17 protein-coding genes and 1 pseudogene are annotated in these 20846 nt (G+C 63.4%); 13 read left to right on the top strand and 5 right to left on the bottom strand.

Annotation, left to right across the window (positions count from 1 at the left end; genetic code table 11):
* The first annotated feature begins 24 nt into the window (after positions 1–24).
* Genes JX25_RS06865 through JX25_RS06875 form a run of 3 tightly spaced genes read left to right on the top strand, consistent with a single transcriptional unit; the run spans position 25 to position 1960 of the window.
* Entirely contained in the window at positions 25–642 is a 618-nt protein-coding gene (locus JX25_RS06865; RefSeq protein WP_241557871.1) for a hypothetical protein, read from the top strand.
* A gap of 53 nt (positions 643–695) precedes the next feature.
* Positions 696–1271 carry a nitroreductase family protein gene (locus JX25_RS06870; RefSeq protein WP_128254306.1) on the top strand — a complete coding sequence of 192 codons (576 nt, stop codon included), beginning with the start codon at positions 696–698 and terminating at the stop codon, positions 1269–1271.
* Positions 1271–1960, top strand: coding sequence for an EI24 domain-containing protein (locus tag JX25_RS06875; protein ID WP_128255204.1), 690 nt, complete (start codon positions 1271–1273; stop codon positions 1958–1960). The genes JX25_RS06870 and JX25_RS06875 overlap by 1 nt, the downstream gene beginning before the upstream one ends.
* A 46-nt stretch (positions 1961–2006) precedes the next feature.
* Here the strand turns inward: JX25_RS06875 and aspS are convergent, their stop codons facing one another.
* Positions 2007–3779, bottom strand: coding sequence for an aspartate--tRNA ligase (gene aspS / locus JX25_RS06880; protein ID WP_128254307.1), 1773 nt, complete (start codon positions 3777–3779; stop codon positions 2007–2009).
* Between the two features lie 125 nt (positions 3780–3904).
* Between aspS and ppk2 the strand changes: the two genes are divergently transcribed.
* Positions 3905–4813, top strand: coding sequence for a polyphosphate kinase 2 (ppk2, locus tag JX25_RS06885; protein ID WP_128254308.1), 909 nt, complete (start codon positions 3905–3907; stop codon positions 4811–4813).
* A gap of 18 nt (positions 4814–4831) precedes the next feature.
* On the opposite strand, the gene JX25_RS06890 is transcribed toward ppk2, so the two are convergent.
* Positions 4832–5494, bottom strand: coding sequence for a CPBP family intramembrane glutamic endopeptidase (locus tag JX25_RS06890; protein WP_128254309.1), 663 nt, complete (start codon positions 5492–5494; stop codon positions 4832–4834).
* A 294-nt stretch (positions 5495–5788) separates the two neighbouring features.
* Here JX25_RS06890 and carB point away from each other — a divergent pair, with 294 nt between their 5' ends.
* From carB to ligD, 3 genes are read left to right on the top strand one after another with little or no spacing between them, the layout of a single operon-like run.
* Complete coding sequence (gene carB, locus JX25_RS06895; protein WP_128254310.1) at positions 5789–9118, top strand: carbamoyl-phosphate synthase large subunit; 3330 nt, start codon at positions 5789–5791, stop codon at positions 9116–9118.
* Positions 9119–9169: 51 nt separating this feature from the next.
* Positions 9170–10012 (top strand): non-homologous end joining protein Ku, encoded by an 843-nt coding sequence (gene ku / locus JX25_RS06900; protein ID WP_128254311.1) that lies wholly within the window; start codon positions 9170–9172, stop codon positions 10010–10012.
* On the top strand, positions 10012–12423 hold the full coding sequence (ligD, locus tag JX25_RS06905; protein ID WP_128254312.1) for a DNA ligase D: 2412 nt from the start codon (positions 10012–10014) through the stop codon (positions 12421–12423). The genes ku and ligD overlap by 1 nt, the downstream gene beginning before the upstream one ends.
* A gap of 242 nt (positions 12424–12665) precedes the next feature.
* Here the strand turns inward: ligD and JX25_RS06910 are convergent.
* Together JX25_RS06910 and JX25_RS06915 are read right to left on the bottom strand one after the other, a co-directional pair.
* Positions 12666–13433, bottom strand: a pseudogene (locus tag JX25_RS06910) (enoyl-CoA hydratase-related protein).
* Positions 13434–13731: 298 nt separating this feature from the next.
* Positions 13732–14430, bottom strand: a complete 699-nt coding sequence (locus tag JX25_RS06915) for a GntR family transcriptional regulator (protein WP_128254313.1) — start codon at positions 14428–14430, stop codon at positions 13732–13734.
* A 159-nt stretch (positions 14431–14589) separates the two neighbouring features.
* Here JX25_RS06915 and JX25_RS06920 point away from each other — a divergent pair, with 159 nt between their 5' ends.
* On the top strand, positions 14590–15549 hold the full coding sequence (locus JX25_RS06920; protein WP_128254314.1) for a dihydrodipicolinate synthase family protein: 960 nt from the start codon (positions 14590–14592) through the stop codon (positions 15547–15549).
* 4 nt (positions 15550–15553) lie between these two features.
* Here JX25_RS06920 and JX25_RS06925 read toward each other — a convergent pair whose 3' ends face one another.
* Positions 15554–16585 carry an Ldh family oxidoreductase gene (locus JX25_RS06925; RefSeq protein WP_128254315.1) on the bottom strand — a complete coding sequence of 344 codons (1032 nt, stop codon included), beginning with the start codon at positions 16583–16585 and terminating at the stop codon, positions 15554–15556.
* 127 nt (positions 16586–16712) lie between these two features.
* Here JX25_RS06925 and JX25_RS06930 point away from each other — a divergent pair, with 127 nt between their 5' ends.
* The 5 genes from JX25_RS06930 (at position 16713) to JX25_RS06950 (ending at position 20845) form a co-directional block, all read left to right on the top strand.
* The gene (locus tag JX25_RS06930) at positions 16713–17516 is read left to right on the top strand and encodes an ABC transporter substrate-binding protein (protein WP_128254316.1); all 804 of its coding nucleotides are present in this window, start codon (positions 16713–16715) and stop codon (positions 17514–17516) included.
* 62 nt (positions 17517–17578) lie between these two features.
* The gene (locus JX25_RS06935; protein ID WP_128254317.1) at positions 17579–18244 is read left to right on the top strand and encodes an amino acid ABC transporter permease; all 666 of its coding nucleotides are present in this window, start codon (positions 17579–17581) and stop codon (positions 18242–18244) included.
* A gap of 9 nt (positions 18245–18253) precedes the next feature.
* Complete coding sequence (locus tag JX25_RS06940; RefSeq protein ID WP_128254318.1) at positions 18254–18907, top strand: amino acid ABC transporter permease; 654 nt, start codon at positions 18254–18256, stop codon at positions 18905–18907.
* The gene (locus JX25_RS06945) at positions 18900–19622 is read left to right on the top strand and encodes an amino acid ABC transporter ATP-binding protein (RefSeq protein WP_128254319.1); all 723 of its coding nucleotides are present in this window, start codon (positions 18900–18902) and stop codon (positions 19620–19622) included. Before JX25_RS06940 ends, JX25_RS06945 begins: the two co-directional genes overlap by 8 nt.
* A gap of 2 nt (positions 19623–19624) precedes the next feature.
* Positions 19625–20845 (top strand): NAD(P)/FAD-dependent oxidoreductase, encoded by a 1221-nt coding sequence (locus JX25_RS06950; RefSeq protein WP_164876081.1) that lies wholly within the window; start codon positions 19625–19627, stop codon positions 20843–20845.
* The last annotated feature ends 1 nt before the right edge of the window (position 20846 follow it).

Below are 20846 nucleotides of genomic sequence, written 5' to 3' on the forward strand. Positions count from 1 at the left end.
GTTTCGGCGCTGTAGATTGCGCGCATGATCCGCATCCTCGCCTTTCTGTTCCTGCTGCTTCCCCTTCCCGCTCTGGCGGAAACGCAAACCTGCACCACATCCGTGGGCGGGCAGCGGCTTGGCCTGTTCTTCGACGAAGGCGATGGCGCGGTTTCTTCCAACCGGACGCGGCGCGAGGCGATCCTGGGCGGCTGGGGCAAGATCGACTGCCCGGCCTATGTCACCCTGCGCTATCTGACGCCGGATCTGACCGATGAACAGCGTGGCCTCTTCTGCCTGCAATGGGACCGGCGGGCGAAAACCTATTCCGGCTATTCCGAGGGGGAGCGGGACGCCTATCTGCGGTGCCGTGCCCCGCGCAAGACGTTCTGCGAAAGGGTCAACACCTCGGTTCAGACATCGCTGGCGGTGGCCGGGCTTGCCGATGCCCCCGAAGGCAGCGAAGGTCTGGTGAACGGCGTGCAGGCGGTGACACGCCCGGGCGGTGCGGTGGTTCTGTCCGGCGCGGGCGCGGCCGTGCAGCAAACCGTCGCCTCGGCCTCGGGGGCGGCGGGCGCGGCACTGGCCACGCCCATCGGGCTTGCCGCTGCAGCCGTCAGCGTGGTTGCCGTGGGCGGTGCCGTTTACTTGTGCAGCGAGTGACTTGACGGCAGGCGGCCCCCGCCCCACACCCTTCCCCGATGAAGGAGATGTCCATGCCGCAAGCCCGTCCCGCCGTGACCGAATTCCTGCTGACGCGCCGTTCGCATCCGCCAAAAACGCTGATCGCGCCCTGCCCCAGCACCGAGCAGCTTCTGCCGATACTGGAAGCGGCGGTTCGCGTGCCCGATCACGGGATGCTGGTGCCGTGGCGCTTTGTCGTCATCGCCCCCGAAGCAATGCCCCGCCTTGCCGACCTGGCCGAAAAGCGTGCGACGGATCTTGGGCTGGATGATGAAAAGCGCGCCAAGGGCCGGGCGCAGTTCGATATCGGCAACCTTGCAGTGATGGTGGTCGCCAGCCCCAAGCTTTCGGACAAGATCCCCGAGATGGAGCAGACGCTGTCCGCCGGTGCCGTCTGCGTTTCGCTGCTGAACGCGGCACTGGCGGCGGGCTGGGGCGCAAGCTGGATCACGGGATGGGTGTCCCATGATCGCGGCTTTGCCGAAGGGATGGGGCTGGCTGCGAACGAATGGATCGCCGGTATCGTGCATATCGGCACGAAAGGCACCGCCCCGGCAGAACGTCCGCGGCCCGATGTCGCCAGCATCACGACGTGGCTGGGCGCATGATCCTTGCCGCGTTTTTCCGTGCCGTCGGGCAGGCGCTGGACCCGCGCTTTCGCCGCGTCCTGCTCATGGGCGTCGGGCTTACCATCCTGCTGCTGATCGCGATCACGGCCCTGTTCGTCTGGGGGATCGGGGTGCTGGTGCCCGACACAGTCAGCCTGCCATGGATCGGCCCCATAGGCGGGCTGGACTGGGTGGCCGGTGCCGGCGGCATCGTGGTGATGCTTGCCGCCTCCGTCTTCCTGATGGTTCCGGTGGCATCGGCCTTTACGGGGTTCTTCCTTGAGGACGTGGCCGAAGCGGTCGAGAAGCGGCATTATCCCCACCTGCCCGCCGCAGCGCCCCTGCCCTTTTTGGAGCAACTGCGGGAAAGCGCCAGCGCCTTCCTGCTGCTGATTGCGGTGAACACGGTGGCACTGGCGGCATATGTCTTTGCGGGGCCGCTGGCGCCGGTGCTGTTCATCACGCTGAACGGCTGGCTGCTGGGGCGGGAATACTTCACGCTGGTGGCAATGCGCCGCGTGGGCCGGGCCGAAGCGAAGCGGCTGCGCCAGCGCCACATTGCACGGGTCTGGCTGGCGGGGGCACTGATGGCGGCACCGCTATCAATCCCGATCGTGAACCTGATCATGCCGGTGCTGGGCGTGGCGACGTTCACCCACATCTATCACCGGCTGCAACGGGGGGCCTAGGCCTCCCGCCGCGCAACGCGGCCGCCGCTTTCGCGGCGGCGCCGGTTCATTCCTTCGGAATGACGCGCAGGCCCAGCTCGCGAAGCTGCTCGTTCATAGGCTCCGACGGGGCGTTCATCAGCATGTCTTCGGCGCGCTGGTTCATCGGGAACATGATGACCTCGCGGATATTCGGCTCATCGGCCAGCAGCATCACGATCCGGTCGATGCCCGCCGCGCAGCCGCCGTGGGGCGGCGCGCCATAGCGGAACGCCTTGACCATGCCGCCGAAGCGCTTTTCCACTTCCGAGTTCGGATAGCCCGCAATCTCGAACGCCTTGAACATGATCTCCGGCTTGTGGTTCCGGATCCCGCCCGAGATCAGCTCGTACCCGTTGCAGGCAAGGTCGTACTGGTAGGCGTGAACCTTCAGCGGATCGCCATTCAGCGCCTCCATCCCGCCCTGCGGCATGGAGAAGGGGTTGTGGCTGAAATCGATCTTGCCGTCGTCGGTCTTCTCGTACATCGGGAAATCGACGATCCACGCAAAGCGGAAGCTGTCCTTTTCCGTCAGGCCCAGTTCCTCGCCGATGACGTTGCGGGCGCGGCCTGCGACAGCCTCGAACGCGTCCGGCTTGCCGCCAAGGAAGAAGGCGGCGTCACCCTCGCCCAGGCCAAGCTGCTGGCGGATCGCCTCCGTCCGCTCCGGCCCGATGTTCTTGGCCAACGGACCGGCGGCTTCCAGACCGTCCGCACCCGCGCGCCAGAAGATATAGCCCATGCCCGGCAGGCCCTGGCTTTGCGCGAAGGCGTTCATGCGGTCGCAGAACTTGCGGCTGCCACCGGTGGGCGCGGGAATGGCACGGATCTCGGTCCCCTCCTGCTCCAGCAGCTTGGCGAAGATGGCAAAGCCCGATCCGCGGAAATGATCGGACACGACCTGCATTTTGATCGGGTTGCGCAGGTCCGGCTTGTCCGAGCCGTACCACGCCATTGCGTCACGATAGGCGATGCGCGGCCAATCGGTATCAACGCGCTTGCCGCCGCCAAACTCCTCGAAGATGCCCTGGATGACGGGCTGCACGGACGCGAACACATCCTCCTGCTCCACGAACGACATCTCGATGTCCAGCTGGTAGAAGTCGGTCGGCGAACGGTCGGCGCGCGGATCTTCGTCGCGGAAGCAGGGTGCGATCTGGAAGTAACGGTCGAAGCCCGCCACCATGATCAGCTGCTTGAACTGCTGCGGCGCTTGCGGCAACGCATAGAACTTGCCCGGATGCAGGCGCGACGGCACGAGGAAGTCGCGCGCACCTTCGGGACTGGAGGCGGTGATGATCGGCGTCTGGAATTCGTTGAAGCCTTGGTCCCACATCCGGTTGCGGATCGAACGGATCACGTTCGAACGCAGCATCATGTTGCGGTGCAGCTTTTCGCGGCGCAGATCAAGGAAGCGATAGGTCAGGCGCGTTTCTTCGGGATAGTCGACTTCGCCGAAGACCGGCATCGGCAGTTCGTCCGCCGCGCCCAGAACGTCGACGCCGCGGGCATAAACCTCGATCTCGCCCGTGGGCAGCTTGGGATTCACGAGGCTGGCGTCGCGCGCCTTCACGCTTCCTTCGATCCGGATCACCCATTCGGCGCGGACCTTTTCCAGATCGGCAAAGGCTGCGCTGTCGCTGTCGCAGATCACCTGCGTGATGCCGTAATGATCGCGCAGGTCGATGAACAGCACGCCGCCGTGGTCACGCACGCGGTGCACCCAACCGGACAGGCGCACATCCTGCCCGACATTTGCGGTGTTCAGATCGGCACAGGTATGGCTGCGATAGGCGTGCATCACGCTCCCCTTTCCACGAGGCTTTGGTTCGCGTCGGAGGAACACCGCCTGCCGCGTGAAGTCAAGTCGTCAAGGCCCTGTCACATTCCTATGTTTGAAGGGCGCGACAATCAGGAGTAACGACCATGGACGACACCTCTGCCCGCGACTGGCTGGAAGCGGAACTTGCCGATACGCTGGACGAGGACTACGAGCTGGAGCTGGAAGACGCACAGCTCTCTCAGGAAATCGCGAAGATCTACAAGAAGTCCCACCCCTCGCGGATCGACCGGCTGGATTATTTCCGCAACCTGATCCGCCTGCAATCGGAGTTGATCCGGCTGCAAAGCTGGGTGCAGTATCACAAGGAAAAGGTCGTCGTCATCTTCGAGGGGCGCGATTCTGCCGGCAAGGGCGGCGTCATCAAGCGCATCACCCAGCGCCTCAATCCGCGCGTGGTGCGCACGGTCGCGCTTCCTGCGCCTTCGGACCGTGAAAAGACGCAGTGGTATTTCCAGCGCTATGTCCCCCACCTGCCCGCAGGCGGAGAGATCGTGCTGTTCGATCGCAGCTGGTACAATCGCGCAGGCGTGGAACGCGTGATGGGCTTTGCCGACGAAGATCAGGTAGAGCAGTTCTTTGAGGATGTTCCGGAATTCGAACGGATGCTGGTCCGGTCCGGCATCAAGGTGGTGAAATACTGGTTCTCCATCACCGATGAAGAACAGCAGATGCGCTTCCTTATGCGGGTGCATGATCCGATGAAGCAGTGGAAACTGTCGCCGATGGATCTGCAGTCGCGCGTGCGGTGGGAACAGTACACGAAGGCGAAGGAACAGATGTTCGCACGCACGAACATCCCCGAAGCGCCGTGGTATATCGTTGAAGGTAACGACAAGAAGCGCGCGCGCCTGAACTGCATCGACCACCTGCTGACGCTGTTCCCCTACGAGGATGTGCCACACGAGGATATCAGCCTGCCCGAGCGCGTGTTCAACCCCGACTACGAACGCAAGGTTCTGCCGCCGGAACTTTACGTGCCGTCGAAATACTGATCGATCGGGGCGGCCGCGTCAGAACGGCCGCTCCACGTTGCCGGCATAGAAATAGATGCCAAGGCCGACGGTGAAGATGATCAGCCCGGCGATGGAGTGCATGATCCACGCCATCGGGAAGCTGCGCCGCACCGAATGGGCCCAGGCGAAGACGAGCCCGCCCACAAAGGTCATCACCATGACCACTCCGTTCCAATACATCAGGTGGGCCAGCGAAAAGAGCGCTGCATTCAGCATCATCCCCTGATTGCCCGCTGGCATGATGTCGCGATACCGGCGGAACCACAGGGCACGGAACACGATCTCCTGCGGCAGGGCGGACAGCAGCGGATAAAGCAGCGCGATGATCAGCAGCCTGTGCGGATGGTTCAGCAAGGTTGCAAACATCCGTTCAGGTGCGGCGAGCTGCATCACGATCACGCCAGCCACCAGCGTCACGGCCGACAATGCCGCCACCGCCTTCCAGCTGATTGCCCGCCATCCGCCCAGAAGCTCGTTCCAGTGAAACCCCGGCGTTGCCCAAAGCAGCGCCAAGCCGGCAAGCATGAAGACGAACAGGCATTCGAACAGCCGGTCGGGCGGCATGAACATCGCGACGGCAACCGGCACCACCACATAGAACCCGATGAACTCTGCCCAAAGCAGAAGCCGCGGGGCCCCGATCTCTCGTGCGTCCGACATTGCAGTTCCCTTGCTGGCTGTGCTGAACAAAGCTGGTCATCCGGTCCGCCACATCAAGACATCACACCCCAAGGTGATCGTCCGACCATGCCGCGAAGCCCCCTTCGGCAGCGCGCCGCAAAAGGCACCTGACAACCCCGCGGCGGGGCCCAGGTTCCCACTGATGCACGCACTTGCCGGTTCAGGGTTGCGCGGGGGCGCGACATCACTATAAACCGCGTCAATTTGCATAATCCCTGCCCGACTCCGACCCTGTCCGCATGGACTTCGGGGGGCAGCCACATGGGGCCAAACATGCCGAAAAGAACCGATATCACCTCCATCATGATCATCGGCGCAGGCCCCATTGTTATCGGCCAGGCGTGCGAGTTCGACTACTCCGGCGCACAGGCCTGCAAGGCGCTGCGCGAAGAGGGTTACCGGGTCATCCTGGTGAACTCCAACCCGGCCACGATCATGACCGATCCGCAGTTGGCCGACGCCACCTATATCGAGCCGATCACCCCCGAGGTTGTTGCCAAGATCATCGAGGCCGAGCGCCCCGACGCCCTGCTGCCCACCATGGGCGGGCAGACCGGCCTGAACACCGCCCTGGCCCTGGCCGACATGGGCGTGCTGGAAAAGTTCAACGTCCAGCTGATCGGTGCCAACCGCGAAGCCATCGAAATGGCCGAGGACCGCAAGCTGTTCCGCGAGGCGATGGACCGTCTGGGCATCGAAAACCCCAAGGCCACCATCGTTGCCGCCCCGAAACTGGCAAACGGCAAATACGACATCAATGCCGGCGTTGCCGAGGCGATGGCCGCGATCGAATATGTCGGCCTGCCCGCCATCATTCGCCCCGCCTTCACGCTGGGCGGTACGGGCGGCGGCGTCGCCTATAACCGCGACGATTATGAACGGATCGTGCGGTCGGGCCTCGACGCCTCGCCTGTTGCGCAGGTGCTGGTGGATGAAAGCCTTCTGGGCTGGAAGGAATACGAGATGGAGGTCGTGCGGGATCGCAACGACAACGCCATCATCGTCTGCTCCATCGAGAACGTCGACCCGATGGGCGTGCATACGGGCGATTCCATCACCGTGGCCCCTGCCCTGACGCTGACGGACAAGGAATATCAGGCGATGCGCAACGGCTCCATCGCCGTGCTGCGCGAGATCGGCGTTGAAACCGGCGGCTCCAACGTGCAATGGGCGATCAACCCCGCCGATGGCCGCATGGTCGTGATCGAGATGAACCCGCGCGTGTCGCGCTCCTCGGCGCTGGCATCGAAAGCGACGGGCTTCCCTATTGCCAAGATCGCCGCGAAGCTGGCCGTCGGCTATACGCTGGACGAGCTGGACAACGACATCACCAAGGTCACCCCTGCCAGCTTCGAACCGACCATCGACTATGTCGTCACCAAGATCCCGCGCTTCGCGTTCGAGAAGTTCCCCGGATCGAAGCCCGAATTGACCACCGCCATGAAGTCGGTGGGAGAAGTGATGGCCATCGGCCGGACCTTCCACGAATCCATGCAGAAGGCCTTGGCCAGCCTTGAAACGGGGCTCAGCGGTTTTGACGAGATCGCCATCGAGGGTGCGCCGGAGAAGGTTGCCATCATCAAGGCGATCAGCGCCCAGACCCCCGACCGCATCCGCCTGATCGCACAAGCCATGCGGCACGGCCTTTCGGATGATGAGATCCAGGCCGCGACCAGCTTCGATCCGTGGTTCCTCGCCCGCATCCGCGAGATCATCGAAGAAGAAGCAAAGATCATCGCCGGCGGTCTGCCCGCCGATGCCGAAGGCCTGCGCCGCCTGAAGATGTTCGGGTTCACGGACGCACGTCTTGCCAGCCTGACCGCCCAATCCGAGGAAGCCGTCCGCAAGGCGCGCCGCAGCCTTGGCGTTACCGCCGTGTTCAAGCGCATCGACACCTGCGCGGCCGAGTTCGAAGCCCAGACGCCCTACATGTATTCGACCTATGAAAGCCCGGTTCAGGGCGAGGTCGAGGACGAGGCCCGCCCGTCGAACGCCAAGAAAATCGTCATTCTTGGCGGTGGCCCGAACCGGATCGGCCAGGGGATCGAGTTCGACTATTGCTGCTGCCATGCCTGCTATGCGCTGTCGGATGCGGGCTATGAAACCATCATGGTCAACTGCAACCCCGAGACGGTTTCAACCGATTACGACACGTCGGACCGCCTGTATTTCGAGCCGCTGACGCTGGAACATGTGCTGGAAATCCTGCGCGTGGAGCAGGAGAATGGCACGCTGCATGGCGTCATCGTGCAGTTCGGCGGTCAGACTCCGCTGAAACTGGCCCATGCACTGGAAGAAGAAGGCATCCCGATCCTCGGCACCACGCCCGACGCGATCGACCTGGCCGAGGACCGCGAGCGGTTCCAGCAACTGCTGAATGATCTGAACCTGAAGCAGCCGGTGAACGGCATCGCATCTTCGGACGAACAGGCGCTGGCGATCGCCGACCGTGTGGGCTTCCCGCTGGTCATCCGCCCCTCCTATGTTCTGGGCGGTCGCGCGATGGAAATCGTGCGCGATATGGATCACCTGAAACGCTACATCACCAATGCCGTCACGGTTTCGGGCAAGAACCCCGTCTTGCTGGACAGCTATCTGACCGGCGCGATCGAAGTGGACGTGGATTGCCTTTCCGACGGCCAGAACGTCCACGTCGCCGGCATCATGGAGCATATCGAGGAAGCGGGCGTCCATTCGGGCGACTCTGCCTGCTGCCTGCCGCCCCACTCGCTGGATGCCGAAACGATCGAGGAGCTGAAGCGCCAATCGATTGCCATGGCACGCGCACTGAACGTGGTCGGCCTGATGAACGTGCAGTTCGCCATCAAGGACGGCACGATCTTCGTACTGGAAGTGAACCCCCGCGCATCGCGCACCGTGCCTTTCGTGGCCAAAGCCACCGACAGCGCCATCGCATCCATCGCGGCGCGCCTGATGGCGGGCGAGAAACTGGACACCTTCCCGCTGCGTGAAGCCTATCCGGCAGGTGTCGGCCCCGACACCTCGCTGCCACTGGCGGATGCAATGACGCTGGCAGATCCGATCACGCCGTGGTTCTCGGTCAAGGAATCCGTGCTGCCCTTCGCCCGTTTCCCCGGTGTCGATACGCTGCTTGGGCCGGAAATGCGGTCCACTGGCGAGGTGATGGGCTGGGATCGCACCTTCGCGCTGGCCTTCCTGAAGGCGCAGATGGGTGCGGGCACGCACCTGCCCGAAGAGGGCCGGGTGTTCTTCTCGGTCAAGGATGCCGACAAGACCGAGGCACTGGCCGAAGCCGCGCGCGGCCTGCTGGACCTCGGGTTCGAGATCGTCGCAACGCGCGGCACGGCGAACTGGCTGACGGCGCAGGGCATCAAGGCCACGCTGGTCAACAAGGTGTATGAGGGCCGCCCGAACATCGTGGACCGGCTGAAGAACGGCGACATTGCATTGGTGATGAACACGACCGAAGGCGCGCAGGCCGTGGCAGACAGCCGCGACATCCGTTCGGTCGCGCTTTACGAGAAGATCCCCTACTTCACCACGGCAGCAGGCTCCATGGCTGCGGTGGAGGCGATGAAGGCGCGCGGCGAAGGCATTGGCGTGCGCACGCTGCAGGGCTGATCGGGAACCCCCTCCCTGGCGACGCGTTGGCGCGCAAAGGGAGGGGTTGCCATGGCTTCGCGCGCTGTCTGGAAGGGTCAGATCCGCATTTCGCTTGTGTCCATTCCGGTGGAAGTGCACAGCGCGACGCAAACAGGGGCGCGCGTGTCCTTTCGCCAGATCCACGGCCCGTCGGGCAAGCGGGTGAATTACGAAAAGACGGTCGCCGGCATCGGCAAGATCAAGACCGATGAAATCCTCAAGGGATACGAGCTTGGGGATGATGAATACCTGCTGCTTCAGCCCGAGGAAATCGACGCGATCCGGCTGGAAACCAAGCGTACCTTCGAACTCGTGCAATTCGTGGACGCGTCCGAGATCTCTCCGCTTTATTACGACAAACCCTATTACGTGATCCCGACGGACGAACTGGCCGAGGATGCCTATCGCGTCGTGCGCGATGCGCTGCGCCAGTCCGGCAAGGTGGGGCTGGGGCAGCTGACGATGCGGGGGCGTGAATATCTCTGCTCCATCCGCCCCTGCGGTGACGGGCTGCTGATGGAAACGCTGCATTACGCCGACGAGATCAAGTCGGCCGATCCGCTTTTCGCCTCGATCGAGGATGAACCGGCGGACAAGGAACTGCTGGCCGTGGCCACCCAGTTGATCGAGCGCAAGACCGCCCCCTTCGATGCCCGCGCCTTCACCGATCATTACGATGCCGCCCTGCGCGAACTGATTGAATCCAAGCGCAAGAACCGGAAAACGCCGCGCGTCACCAGCGGCGACAAGGGCACCTCCAAGGGCACCAATGTCGTCGATCTGATGGAAGCGCTGCGCCAAAGCCTGAAAACGGACGAGGCGGCGAAGAAGAAGCCGCGCAGCAGCGGATCGAGATCGCGTAAATCCGCCTGATGGACGCGCTGCGGGCATATCGCCAGAAGCGCGATTTCAGCGTGACGCCCGAACCGTCGGGGGGGCATGGCGGTGGCGCGGCCCTGCGATATTCGGTGCAGATGCACGATGCGACGCGCCTGCACTGGGACCTGCGGCTTGAATGGAACGGGGTGCTGTTGTCATGGGCGGTCACGCGTGGGCCGTCCGCCGATCCCGCCGACAAGCGGTTGGCCGTGAGGACCGAGGATCACCCCTTCGACTATCTGACCTTCGAGGGCGCCATCCCCGCGCGCGAATATGGCGCAGGCACCGTCATGCTGTGGGATCTTGGATGGTGGCAGCCCTTTCATGATGTCGATGACGGGTTGGCCAAGGGCCACCTGCATTTCGCGCTGCACGGGCGGCGTGGCACCGGGGCGTGGTCTTTGGTGCGCATGAAAGGGAAAGAACGCCGCGAGAACTGGCTGATGATCAAGGAGGATGACGCCGCCGCCTCCAGATCCGACGTTCCGCTGGCCGAGGCGTTCGACCGCAGCATCCTGACGAACAGAACCCTAGCGCAGATCGCAGCCGGCACCGGACCGGAACCCTTCGAAGCTGCGCGCAAGGGCGCCACGCCCCGCTTTCGCAAGCCGCAGCTTGCGCAGCTGGTGGATGCGCCGCCCGAGGGCGAGGATTGGCTGCACGAGGTGAAGCTTGACGGCTATCGCGCGCAGATAGCCATCGGCAAGGGGGGCACCGTGATCCGCACACGCAGCGGTCAGGATTGGTCGGACCGCTTTGCAGAACTCCTGCCACCTTTGACGGCACTTCCGTGTGATACCGCGGTCATAGATGGCGAGATCGTCGCCGGGGCGGGCCTTCAAGGCTTTTCCGGCCTGCAGGCTGCGATCAAGGCGGGCGGCCCCTTCCTGTTCTACGCCTTCGACCTTCTGTCGCTGGATGGACATGACCTGTCGGGGCGTCCGCTGGAGGACCGGCGTGACGCGTTGGAAAAGCTGCTGACCAGCGCGCCACCCCTTGGCCCGGTGCGGCTTTCCCCAGCCATTCAAGGGGACGCAACCGAGGCTTTGGGCGTCATCTGCGAAGCGGGCGGCGAAGGCCTCATCTCAAAGCGCCGCGACGCTGCTTACCGGGCTGGACGTTCGTTGATCTGGCAGAAAACCAAATGCATCCGGCGGGCAGAGTTCCTGATCTGCGGGTGGCAACCTTCGGACAAGCGTGGGCGTCGGTTTTCCTCGCTCCTGCTGGCAACAAGGGATGAAGGGCAGCTTGTGTATCGCGGCAAGGTCGGCACCGGCTTTGACGATGCGGCGCAGGATGACCTGATGGCGTTGTTGCAACCATTGGCCCGCACAACCGCGCCATTGGCAAAGCGCCCGGCCGAAACACGCGGTGCCCGCTGGGTGGAGCCTGTGCTTGTTGCCGAGATCGCCTATGCAGAACTGACCGCAGATGGATTGCTTCGGCATGCGCGTTTCGTTGGCCTGCGTGAAGACAAGCCTGCGCCCAAAATCGCGATGGATGTTCCGAAACAGCAACCTTCCGATCGCCCGCAGATCGCAGGCATCGGCATCAGCAACCCGGACCGGATCATCTTTCCCCGCAAGAAGATCACGAAGCTTGATATCGTAAGATACTATGACGTGATGGCAGAGAGAATCCTGCCGACCCTGGCCGGCAGGCCGGCATCCCTGGTGCGCCTGCCCGAAGGGCTGGAGGGGGAACGGTTCTTTCAAAAACACCTCGGAAAGGGCTTTCCGGGCGGCATCCGCAGCATCAAGATCGAAGAATCCAGCGGCAAGATCGCCGACTATCTTCATATTGTTGATGCCAGCGGACTGGTGGGTGCCGCCCAGATGGGCACGGTGGAGTTTCACCCGTGGGGCGCTCGCAGCGACCGGCTGGATCGCCCCGAACGTCTGGTTTTCGACCTTGATCCCGATGAGGGTCTGGGCTTTCCCGCCGTGCGAAGCGCTGCCATGGCCTTGCGTGATCGGCTGGGCGACCTGGGACTTGCCTCATGGCCGCTGCTGTCGGGGGGCAAGGGCATCCACGTTATCGTGCCGCTGCGCCGCACGGCGAGCTGGGATACGGCGAAACTTTTCGCCCAGCTCGTTGCCACCGTCATGACCGAGGATGCACCCGATCACTTCACGGCCACCATGTCAAAGGCTCGGCGCAAGGGGCGCATCTTTATCGACTGGCTGCGCAATGATCGCGGATCGACCGCGATCGCCCCCTTTTCCCTGCGCGCGCGCGAGGGAGCGCCGGTTGCCGTTCCGGTATCGTGGGACGAACTGCGCGGCATCCGCTCCGCCAGCGCATTCTCTCTCCCTGCTGCTATGGAGCGGGATTGGACCGCACTGGAGGTTCCCGAACCGGTGACGCTGAGTGTTCGGTTGCTGGAGCGGCTGACCAAGTCCTGACCAACCGGCAACGCAGCCACGGCGATCCGAGAGGACAATCCGCCCAGCGCCCGCGCAGGCAGTTCGACATCATCAGAACCCCATGAGGCCTTCGGCCTGATGAGGCGGGGGCGCGGCGGCAAGATGGTCAATATCGGCCACCGGCATAGACGGCAGGGGCCGGGAGGTAATCGGCCATGTCGAAGAACGCCTGCCAGCGCGGGTAATAGTGGCCGTGCATGATCACTCGTCTGCGCAAACTCTCAGGTGCGCAGCCGCCAGCTTGGCTTTTCCTTTGCAAAGAAAGCAGCGATGCCTTCCTGAGCCTCGCTGGTCTCCCACCGGTCCGCAAGGGCGTTCACCGACAACTCGGCGGCAGCGATCGGATCGGCGATGCTTGCCAGTCGCCGACAAAGGGACTTGGCCGCCGAGACCGCACCCGGAGCGCAGTCGAGGAACGCGAGAACCTCTGCCTCGCTCGCCTCGTCAAGTCTTTCGGCGGGGACGGCGGTGGCCAAAAGTCCCGCGGGCAACAGGAATGCGGCATCGAAAGGTTTGGCGTTGAAAAACACCTGACGCGCGAACGCCTCTTTCAGACGCCGCACGACGAATGGCCCGATCGTGGCGGGGACAAGCCCAAGGCGGGTTTCGGTCAGTGCGAAACGCGCGGCATCCTCGGCCACAACCATTTCACAAACCGCGATCAGCCCAGACCACCGCCATAGGCGGCGCCCTGAACACACAACCACGGGACGGGGCAGCGCATCCCAAAGGCCCAGCAGCCATCGCCTCATCCAGCTTGCCGGCACGATCCTTTTCCCACTGGGCTTTCATCCAGCCCAGATCTCCGCCCGCGCAGAGGTCTTTCCTTCGGACCGCAGAACCACGACCCGCACGTCGGACATTCCTGCCCCGTCGCTAAGCTCGGCGATCATCGCTGCGTTCATCGCGTTCTGCTTTGCGGGCCGGTTCAGCGTCACATAGGCGACCTGCCGGCTGTCGATCTCAAACCGGATCGTTTCATAGGTCATGGTGCGTCACTTTCATCCGATGGGTCAAAGCGCGGCAACGTGATCCTCTGCCAGCCGAAACGCCGCACGGTCGATCCCGGTGTGAAACCCGGCGGCGTCAAGCACTGAAAACTCGCTAAGCTGGTCCTGGTCAATCCGCAGGTGGCGTGACAAGGAAGCTCGCGCCTACCTCAACGCGCAGTTGGTGCGGGAGCTGGACCAGGTTTTTCAACACAATCTCCCACGGGCCGCCGCCAGCGCTTCTTTACTGCCACACCCGCAGAGTCGCTCACCAGACCTTCAACGTGATCACCTGATCCTACAACGGGATCGTCTGCCGGTTGTCGCGGGCGATCATCCTCTGGATCTGCTGCACGATCTGGTCGGCGTGCAGAGTTGCCATGCGATCCGCCTCGGCCACGTCCTGCGCTTCCAGGATGGCGATAATCTCGTCATGCTCGCGGACATATTGTTCCGGCAGCCGGTTGTCGAACGAGGAGTAATAGACCCGCAGGATTCGCCGCCCCTCGTCCAAAAGGCGCTGGAACAGAGCGGTGTAATAGGGGTTTCGGCCAGCCTCGGCGATGGCGACGTGAAAATCGCGATTGGTCGCGATCATGGCCTTGGCGTCCTGCGTCGTGACGGCCGCGGCAAAGCGCAGCTGATGTTCGCGGATGACCTCCAGGTCCTGATCCGTGCGGTTCTGTGCGCCCAGTCGGGTCGTGACGCGGTACATCAAAGTCAGCGCATCGAAGAAGTTGTGCACGTTAAGGAAATCAATGTTCGCCACGATGGTGGAACGATTGGGCAAGGTCGTGACCAGACCTTCTCCGGCCAGCCGGACCAGCGCCTCGCGTATCGGCGTGCGTGACATGGACAAACGCTCTGCCAGTTGGATTTCGTCGATCGGGCTGCCGGGGGGCAGAACAAGATCAAGGATCTCTTCCCTCAAGATCGCGTGGACCAGCCGGACGCCCTCGCCCCGCTTGCGCTCCGTTCGTTCGATCTGCTCGATCATTCAGGCCCTATCTGTTGTCGACAGCTTGTATAACATCTTCGGCGTCAACTTAAATAGCTTGATTCACAGCTGCAAGTTCTGTCGACACGCAGAATACAGTTTGTATTGTTCTCAGCAGAGCAATGATTCCCGACTGCCTTTTCCTTTGGAGAGCCGCCTATGAAAGCCCAGATCTTTTCCGGATGCATTCCGGCCCTGATGACCCCCTGCACCGCAGACCGCCAACCGGACTTCGGTGCCCTTGTCGCCAAAGGTAAGGAGCTTGTCGCGCACGGCATGTCCGCCGTTGTGTATTGCGGATCGATGGGCGACTGGCCCCTTCTGACGGACGAACAGCGGATGGAGGGAGTGGAGCGTCTGGTTCGAGCCGGCGTTCCAGTCATTGTCGGCACCGGCGCCATTAACAGCGTCAAGGCCGTGGCACATGCAGCGCATGCCCAGAAGGTCGGCGCGCAAGGCCTGATGGTCATCCCCCGGGTTCTGTCACGCGGGCCGTCCGTCGCCGCACAAAGGGCGCATTTCAAGGCCATTCTGGCGGCAGCGCCTGATCTTCCGGCCGTGATCTACAACAGCCCTTACTACGGATTTGCCACCCGTGCCGACCTGTTCTTCGCCCTGCGCGCCGAACACCCGAACCTTGTGGGCTTCAAGGAGTTCGGCGGCCCGGCCGACATGCGCTATGCCGCGGAAAACATCACCAGCCAAGACGAGGATGTCTCGCTGATGGTCGGCGTCGACACAGCCGTCTTCCATGGTTTCGTCAATTGCGGGGCTACGGGCGCGATCACCGGCATCGGCAATGTGCTTCCCAAAGAGGTGCTTCATCTGGTCAAACTGGCTCAGGCGGCAGCGAAGGGCGACGCCACGGCCCGCCAGCTCACCCTGGAGCTGGAGCAGGCGCTGGCCGTCCTTTCGTCCTTCGACGAAGGTCCCGATCTGGTCCTCTATTTCAAGCACATGATGGTGCTGAAGGGTTCGCCGGAATACAGCCTGCACTTTTATGAAACCGACGCGCTGACCGACAGCCAGCGCCGCTATGCCGAAGCGCAGCTTCAGCTGTTTGACGCGTGGTACAAGGGCTGGACGGCGCAACCCGCCGTCCGCCAATACGCGGCCTGACCTCCTAGACCGCGTCGAGGCCGAGTGTGCGGAGCTGCTCCAGTTCCGTCCATTCGGCCTCGGTCAGATGAATACCCTCCGCCTGCGCCTTTGCGCGGGCGGCAAAACGACGTTGGGACGGCAGGCGCGCGCCCTGACCAACGATGGCTTCGAAAAGACCTTCGGCGCGGGCAAAGGGATCGCCCGGCCGCCCGGCCGCGAAGCGTTCGGGGCTGAAGGCCAGCACCAGTTCGCCATGCCGTGGCGCAAGGGTTGTGCCGCCCACCAGATCACGCGCCTCCGGGCTGGTCAGATCGCCGATCATCACCCCCGCCAGAAGTTCCACCATGGTCGAAATGGCCGATCCCTTGTGCGCCCCGAAGGGAAGCATCGCGCCTTCCAGCGCGCTGACCGGATCGGTCGTCGGCCGCCCTTCCCGATCCACGGCCCATCCTTCCGGCAGCGAGGTGCCGGCGCGGCGGTGCAACTCGATCTCGCCGCGCGCGGCGACGCTGGTGGCAAAGTCGAAAACGTAGGGCAGCCGGTTCACGCGGGGCCATCCAAAGGCGATCGGGTTCGTGCCCAGAAGCGCCTCGTTTCCCCCTGCCGGCGCAACGCTGGCATAGCTTGGGCACATTGCAAGCGCCGCCACCCCCAAGGACGTCAGCGTTTCCACCTCCGGCCACAGCGCGGAGAAGTGGACGCAGTCGTTGATGACCAGCGCCGCCACCCCCAGGGTCTTCGCACGTTCCGCCAGAACGGGCGCGGCAAGATCGAACCCGCCGCAGGAAAATCCACCCCCCGCCTCGATCCGCAACACGGCCGAGCCGTCATCCGTCAGCACAGGTTCGGCCTGCGACTTGACCATCCCCGCCTTGATGGTCCGCAGGCATCCCGCCAGACGATAGACCCCATGCGAGGTGCAATCGTCCTGCTCCGCCAGGGCGATAACCCGCGCCGTCGCCGCCGCCTGTCGCTCTGACAAGCCTGCGTTGCGGAAGATCTCCTCGATCATCGCGGTCAATGTTTCGACTGTGACGGGGCTGCGTTCGGCCATACGGGCGACTCCTTCTTTGTGACACTTAATGTATACATAGAGTATTCTCTGTTGCGTCACAAAAATCCCGGCGTCATAACTTTTGAACGAGTAGGTCGAATCAAGACCACCATCAGGGAGTATCTACATGAAGACCGCATTTGTGGCCGGGCTTCTTGCCGCCACGTCTCTGGCGTCCGTAGCCCATGCCGACGCGCTGGACGACATCATCTCCTCTGGCACACTGCGTTGCGCGGTTGTTCTGGATTTCCCGCCCATGGGATCGCGGGATGAAAGCAACACGCCGATCGGCTTCGACGTCGATTATTGCAACGATCTTGCCACCGCTTTGGGAGTTGAGGCCGAGATCGTCGAGACACCCTTCCCCGAACGCATCCCGGCGCTGATGTCCGGCCGCGTCGATGTCGGTGTCGCCTCCACATCCGACACGCTGGAACGTGCCAAGACGGTCGGGATGACGATCCCCTATTTCGCGTTCGAGATGGCGGTCACGGCCAATGAAGCGTCCGGAGTCACCTCGTTCGAGGGGATGAAGGGCAAGACCGTGGGCGCCACTGCCGGCACCTACGAGGCGATCGCGCTGGAGGAGCAGGTGAAGGAATGGGGAACCGGCACGTTCCGGCCCTATCAGACCCAAGCCGACGTGTTCCTTGCCCTCAGCCAAGGGCAGATCGACGCCACCGTGTCCACGTCCACCGTGGCGCAGGCGAACGTCAAGACCGGCAACTTCCCCGGCATTTCGGTGGTGGGCACGGCGCCGTTCGACACGGACTATGTCTCGCTCTTTGCCATGCGCGAGGAGTATGGCCTGTTGAACTTCCTCAACCTCTTCATCAACCATCAGGTCCGCTCCGGCCGCTATGCCGAGCTGTACGAGAAATGGGTCGGAGGCGAAGTGCCTGACCTGACGGCCAACGGCGTCTACCGTTGATCTGAGGCGCCCGCGCCGGCAGGCTTTGCCTTGCCGGCGCCCATTCCGGGACGCAACCCATCATGTTCAACTACAACTTCCGCTGGAACCAGGCGCTGAACGCCCTGCCGCAGATGCTGGACGGCGCGTTGGTCACACTTCAGATCGCGCTTCTGTCCATGCTGATCGGCGTGACCGTCGCCGTGCTGCTGACCATGTTCCGCCTGTCGGGCAACCGCATCCTTGGCGGCTTCGCAACCGCATGGGTGGAACTGGCCCGCAACACGCCGGCCTTGTTCCAGATCTACATGGCGCATTTCGGGCTGGGCGCCTTTGGCATCCATCTCAGCCCCTTCACCTCGCTGCTGGCGGGGATCGCGTTCAACAATGCAGGCTATCTCGCCGAAAATTTCCGTGGCGCCCTGAAGGCCATTCCCGACACGCAGGCCCGCGCGGCACGGTCGCTGGGCATGCCCGCGACGCAAGCGTTTCGGCTGATCGTAATGCCGCAGATGTTCCGCGTGGCCTTCCTTCCCGCCACGAACCAGATGGTTTGGGCGATCCTCATGACCTCGCTCGGCGTCATTGTCGGGATGAACACCGACCTTGCAGGTGTCACGCAGGAGTTGAACGCAAGATCCTTCCGCACCTTTGAATTCTTCGCGATTGCAGCAGTGATCTATTACCTGATTGCCAAGGCCGTGACGCTGGCCGCCCATGCCGTGGCATGGCGCATGTTCCGGTATTGAGAGGCTGACATGTTCGACACCGCCCTCACATGGAACGACCTGATCTTCCTGGCTCATGGCGCGGGGATGACGCTGATGGTCACCGCGGTTTCGGTTGTTGCCGGCACGTTGATGGGGATCGTCTTCGGCGTGCTGCGGTATCAGGCGGGCCCCGTCTGGTCGCTGCCGCTGACCTTCGTGCTGGACATCTTCCGGTCCGTCCCCTTGCTGATCCAGCTGGTGCTGGCCAACGCGTTTCAGGCCATCGCCCGCCTCGGATGGGACCCCTTCACCACCTCATGTGTGGTGCTGTCGCTTTATACCGCCGCCTTCTGCACCGAAATCGTGCGTGGCGGGATTGAGGCTGTTCCTCACACCACGCGCCGCGCGGCCCGTTCGCTTGGCATGACGTGGTGGCATGACATGCGGTATATCGTGGCGCCGCTGGCCACTCGCGTGTCGCTGCCGGCATGGATCGGGCTGACGCTGGGGGTTCTGAAGGATTCCTCGCTCGTCCTCTGGCTCGGCCTGATCGAACTGCTGCGCGCCTCGCAGATCCTTGTGACGCGCCTGCAGGAACCGCTGTTCATCCTGATGATCTGCGGTGCCATCTACTTCCTTCTCAGCTTCCCGGTTGCCCGGCTTGGCGGGTATCTCGAAAGACGATGGTCCCCAAATGATTGAGATCCAGAACGTCCGCAAATCCTTTGGCTCGCTGGAGGTTCTGAAGGGCATCGACCTGACCGTGCAGAAGGGTGAGGTTCTGACCGTCATCGGCGGGTCGGGGTCAGGCAAGTCCACGCTGCTGACCTGCATCAACGGGTTGGAGCCGATCGATTCCGGCCGCATACTTCTGGACGGAACCGAGGTTCACGCGAAGGGCACCGACCTTAACAAGCTGCGCCGCAAGGTCGGGATCGTCTTTCAGCAATGGAATGCCTTCCCCCACCTGACTGTGCTGGAAAACGTCATGCTGGCGCCACGCAAGGTTCTTGGCCTGCCAAAGGCCGAGGCAGAGGCCATCGCGGTGAAACAGCTGACCCATGTGGGTCTGGGTGACAAGCTGAAGGTCTATCCCTCGCGCCTGTCCGGCGGCCAGCAGCAGCGGATGGCGATCGCGCGGGCGCTGGCGATGTCGCCCGACTACATGCTGTTCGACGAGGTGACGTCCGCCCTCGATCCGCAGCTCGTGGGGGAGGTTCTGGACACGCTTCGCCTGCTGGCCCAGGAAGGCATGACCATGATCTGCGTCACGCATGAGATGAAATTTGCGCGCGAAGTTTCTGACCGCGTGGCATTTTTCCACAAAGGTGTCATGGCCGAGATCGCGCCCCCCGCGGAACTGTTCGGCGCGCCGCGCACGCCCGAACTGCAAACCTTCCTGTCAGCCACGCATTGATCATGTCGAACATCATCGTCATCGGGGCCGGCGTTGTCGGCCTGTCCTCGGCTTTGGCGCTTCAGGCGCGTGGCTTCAACGTCACGGTTCTGGACCGTGAGGGTCCGGCGGCGGGCGCCTCGGCCGGGAACGCCGGGGCCTTCGCCTTCACCGACATCCTGCCCCTCGCGTCGCCCGGCCTGTTGAAGAAGGCGCCGAAGTGGATGCTGGATCCGCTGGGCCCCCTGACGGTCCCACCGGCCTATGCGTTGAAGATCGCCCCGTGGATGTACCGCTTCTGGCGCGCCTGCTCCCCCACCCAAGTCGCCGCCTCCACCTCGGCGCAGACGGCGTTGATGGACCTGTCCAAGGCAGAGCTGGAGCCGTTCCTTTCCGCCTCCGGCACCGTGAACATGCTGCGCCGCAACGGCAACCTGCAAGTTTACGAATCCCAGCGAGAATTCGACGATTCCAAACCCGGCTGGGACGCCCGCGAAGCGCATGGCATCGACTTCCGCCACATGACCGCAGATGAGATGGCGGAGCTTCAGCCCGGCCTGTCCCCCCGCTTCACCCACGGCACCTTCACGCCCTGCTGGTATTCCATCGACGATCCGAAGCTGTATGTCCTGGCGCTGGCGGAACGGTTCCGCGCAGGGGGCGGCACGATCGAACGTCTCAACGTGTCCACCCTGCGTCCTCTTGACGGCGGGGTGGAGGTGGAGGGACGGCGGACTGATCATGTGATCATCGCGGCGGGCGCTTTCTCGCACCGGCTGGCCGCGCATGTGGGTGACACCATCCCCTTGGAGACTGAGCGGGGTTACAACACTACCCTTCCGCCCGGGGCGTTCGATCTGCGGATGCAGGTGACGTTCGGGGGCCATGGCTTCGTGGTCACCAACCTGTCCACCGGCATCCGGGTCGGCGGCGCGGTGGAGCTTGGGGGGCTTTCACGCCCGCCGAACTTCCAGCGGTCGAAGGCGATGCTGGACAAGGCCGCAGCGTTCCTGCCGGGGCTGAAGACGGAAGGCGGCACGCAATGGATGGGCTTCCGCCCGTCGCTGCCCGACAGCCTTCCCGCAATCGGCCGTTCCCGCGCGACGCCGCGGGTCATCCACGCCTTCGGTCATGGCCATCTGGGGCTGACCCAATCGGCCGGCACCGCACGTCTGGTGGCCGACCTTGTGACGGGGTCCACCCCCGCCATCGATCTTACACCCTTCTCTCCCCAAAGGTTCTGAC

Source organism: Falsirhodobacter deserti (assembly GCF_004015795.1).
In the GTDB taxonomy this organism is placed as follows: Bacteria; Pseudomonadota; Alphaproteobacteria; order Rhodobacterales; family Rhodobacteraceae; genus Falsirhodobacter; species Falsirhodobacter deserti.